Consider the following 3,985-nt stretch of genomic DNA (forward strand, 5'->3'; position numbering starts at 1 on the left):
TATTCAAGCCTTACACTTTGGGCTTTAATGGTAATACCTCTTTCTTTTTCGATATCCATTGAATCAAGCAGTTGATCTTCTTTTTCCCTTTCGCTAATTCCACCCGTAAATTCTATAAGTCTGTCGGCAAGTGTCGATTTGCCATGATCGATATGGGCGATAATCGAAAAGTTTCTGATTTTATCCTGCATTAAGCGCCTTTTTTTAATGAAATTATATCATTATTAGTGGGTAGTATGTAGTAAGTAGTAGGTAGTGAATAAAATTGATATAATTTCATAAAAAGGCTTAGCTTGGTACCGTTTCATATACACAGCGACTATTCGCTTTTACATTCCACCATACGAATAAAAGATTTAATCAAAAAAGCCAAAGAATACGGATATTCTGCACTTGCAATCACAGAACTCGACAATATGTTCAGTGCTATTGAGTTTTACGAAAGCTGCCGCGCAAACGAAATAAAGCCTATTATCGGAAGCGACGTCAATATCGTTAGAGACGGCAATATACACAGACTCATAATTATTGCGAAAAACAAAACCGGATACGACAATTTAATGTATTTAAGCTCTATTTCGTATCTTTACAATATGAGAGGCGAGAGAGCGTATCTGCCTTTTGAAGAGATTGTCAAAAACCAAAAAGGGTTATGCTTTATCCTCCCTGTGCTTGAGAGTGAAACGGGGTTTCATTTAAATATTTTCAACGAAAAGAATGTTTTAAACGGTGCCAAAGGATACGAAAAGACAAAAGAGATCCTCGAAATTTACAGACAAAACCTGAATGAACTTTATCTTGAAATAACACGTGACAGCGAAGAGGAAAGACTCATAGAAAACGATCTGATAAAACTCTCAGACGAAACAAACACACCGCTTCTCGCCTCGTCAAACATATTTTTCCTAAACAAACTTGATTATATCTATAAAGATGCACTCGAATGCATAGAAAACAACAAACAGTTTGACGACCTGCACAGACGCCCGGTGGTAAAAGAAAACTATTTCAAAAGCAAAGAAGAATTCGAAGAAATTTTCAAAGACCTGCCCGAAGCGATAGAAAACACGGATAAACTGGCCGAATCCGTAAACCTCGAAATACCGCTCGGAAACCCGACCCCCCCTACGTTTAAATTTACAAAAGAGTACGCCGCCGAAGAGGGGCTCGATATAACGAGCGACGTGGAATATTTCGAATACAAATGTAAAGAAGGGCTTGAAGAGAGGCTTAAATATATCCCGGAAGAGCTGCATGAGGAATACAGGAAAAGGCTCGAATACGAAATAGACATCATAAAAAGAATGAAATTTCCGGGATATATGCTAATAGTGTGGGATTTTGTAAGAGAAGCCAAAAAACGTAACATCCCGGTGGGTCCCGGAAGGGGAAGCGCGGCGGGTGCGCTTGTTGCCTACAGCTTGCAGATTACAAACATAGACCCTTTAAAATACGGACTGCTTTTTGAGAGGTTTTTGAATCCAGAGAGGGTGAGTATGCCCGATATCGATATGGACTTCTGTCAGGAAAGACGGGGTGAAATTATAGAATACGTGCGTGAAAAATACGGGAAAGTAAACGTTGCGCAGGTTATTACGTTCGGTTCGCTTCTTGCAAAAGGTGTGCTAAGAGACGTTGCGAGAATATTCGGAATAGACTACTCCGAAGCCGATAGATTCGTAAAACTGATCCCCGACCAGCTCGGAATCACACTTGAAAAAGCGAAAGAGCTTGAGCCTAAAATCGTGCAAATCACGGAAGAAGACCCACTGTATAACCGTCTGTATTCATTCGGCGAACATCTCGAAGGGCTTAAAAGAAACACCGGAATGCACGCCGCGGGGGTGGTGATAAGCGATGAGGAGCTGTGGAAAAAATCACCCCTTTACAGACAGGACGTTAACGACGACACGATTGTTACGCAGTACTCGCTAAACTACCTCGAACCCGTCGATTTGATTAAATTCGACTTTTTAGGGCTAAAAACCCTCACGGTAATAGACAGAGCCGTTAAAAACGTAAAATTTAATAAAAACGAAAAAATAAACATAGACCTTCTGACCCTTGACGACCCAAAGGTTTTTGAGCTTATCCAGTCGGGGCGTACCTTAGGACTGTTCCAGATAGAATCCGACGGTATGCAGGATCTCGCTAAAAGACTAAAACCCACAAACTTCGAAGACATTATCGCCATGCTCGCACTCTACCGCCCGGGACCGATGGACAGCGGAATGCTTGACGATTACATAGACAGAAAACACGGAAGAAAGCCTGTCAGTTATTTTTTCGACGAATTCGAAGAAGTGCTAAAACCTATTCTTGAGCCGACATACGGGGTTATCGTTTACCAGGAACAGGTTATGCAGATAGTTCAGGCGATAGGCGGATTCAGCCTCGGAGAATCGGATATTATAAGACGGGCGATGGGTAAAAAGAAATTCGATTTGATGAAAAAATACGCCGAAGAGTTCGCCCAGAGGGCCCGGCAAAGAGGTTTTTCATACGAAAACGCCAAATCGCTTTTCGAATTAATTGAAAAATTCGCGGGTTACGGATTCAATAAATCCCACTCCGCGGCTTATGCGATGATTACATACCAGACGGCGTATCTAAAAACATACTACCCTACCGAATTTTTAAGTGCGCTTTTAACTTATGAAGCTGAAAACACGGATAAAATCGCAAAATACATCGAAGAGGCAAAAGTACTCGGCATTGAAGTGCTGCCTCCGAGCGTCAACAAATCAAACGCCGAATTTACGCCTATTGACGACAAAATACTTTTCGGACTGAGCGCCATTAAGGGCGTGGGAAGCAAGGCGATTGAGAGTATTGTCGCAAACAGACCGTATGAAAGCCTTGAGGATTTTATATTAAAAGTAGACACGGGCAAAGTTAACAAAAAAGTGCTCGAACAGTTAATTAAAGCCGGGGCGATGGACGACTTCGGCCTCAGCCGTAAAGCAATGCTAAACCGTGTGGAGGAAATGCTGGAATTTAAAAAACGTGTAGAGGAAAAGAAAAACGCGATAAACCACGAATTTTCACTCTTTGCGGATATGGAGGAAAACGAAGAAGTCGATGAACGTCTCGAAATCCCCAACACCGTGGAGTTCGATATCAAAACGCTGCTCGAATACGAATACCAGACGTTAGGGTTTTACGTTTCGGCCCATCCGCTTGATCCGTACAAAGAGAAAATGAAAGGGATTAACTACAACCTTTCAAGCGATGTAGAGGAGATAATATCCCAAGAAGCCCTGTTTGTCGGCAAAATAGACGCTATGAAAATAAGAATCAGTAAAAAAGGAAACAAATTCGCAATCGCAACGCTTATGGATTTTCACGGTAAAATCGACGTTATGATATTCGAAAGGGATCTTGAAAAATTAAATGAATTCAACCTTGACGAACCGATTGCGATAAAAGCGCAGGTTGACAAAGTGGGGGAATTTTTACGAATAACGTGCCGGAAACTTATGAGTTTAGAAGAGGCAAAAGAGGAAAAAGGCGCCGTTAAAGACGAAATTACCGTTATTCAAAGAAAAATCGGAGAAAACTATGAAGAAGATCTGCTAAAAATCCATTCGGAGCTTACGAAAAACCCGGGAAACAAAAGAGCCGTGTTACTGTTGACAACGCCTTTCGGGTTCAGTTTGAGGGTAAATACGAATATCAAAACTTCTTTATAAACTCTTCCAGATTCTTCTCTCAAGTGAGAGCGTTTCGACGAGTGTGGCGATAAAATAAAAACTGCTTATCATCTTTTCCACATAATCGTAATCGGTTACAGATTTAAAAACGGGCGCTTCAAAATTGTCATTCGAACTTACCGCCACAAACATCATATTGTGTTTAAAAGAAAAATACAGGGGCTTATTTATTGATCTTTTAAATTTAAGTATTTTTTCCATTAAAGAAGTGCTTAAAACATATCTTGCCAAAATCTGATCGTCAGAATACACTTTAAACTCCCTTTCGAATT

The 3,985-nt window shown here is 40.8% G+C and carries 3 protein-coding genes; 1 reads left to right on the forward strand and 2 read right to left on the reverse strand.

Annotated features, from left to right (window positions below):
* On the reverse strand, nucleotides 1-191 hold a 191-nt coding region (locus ACXJIE_RS08105), incomplete at its 3' end, for a GTP-binding protein (protein ID WP_456480466.1).
* A 102-nt stretch (nucleotides 192-293) separates the two neighbouring features.
* Here ACXJIE_RS08105 and dnaE point away from each other — a divergent pair.
* Nucleotides 294-3,692 (forward strand): DNA polymerase III subunit alpha, encoded by a 3,399-nt coding sequence (gene dnaE, locus ACXJIE_RS08110; RefSeq protein WP_456480467.1) that lies wholly within the window; start codon nucleotides 294-296, stop codon nucleotides 3,690-3,692.
* Here the strand turns inward: dnaE and ACXJIE_RS08115 are convergent.
* Nucleotides 3,687-3,985 (reverse strand): DUF3137 domain-containing protein (locus ACXJIE_RS08115; protein ID WP_456480468.1); only part of this gene is annotated, 299 nt, incomplete at its 5' end. The genes dnaE and ACXJIE_RS08115 overlap by 6 nt on opposite strands.

Source organism: Nautilia sp. (genome assembly GCF_053994455.1).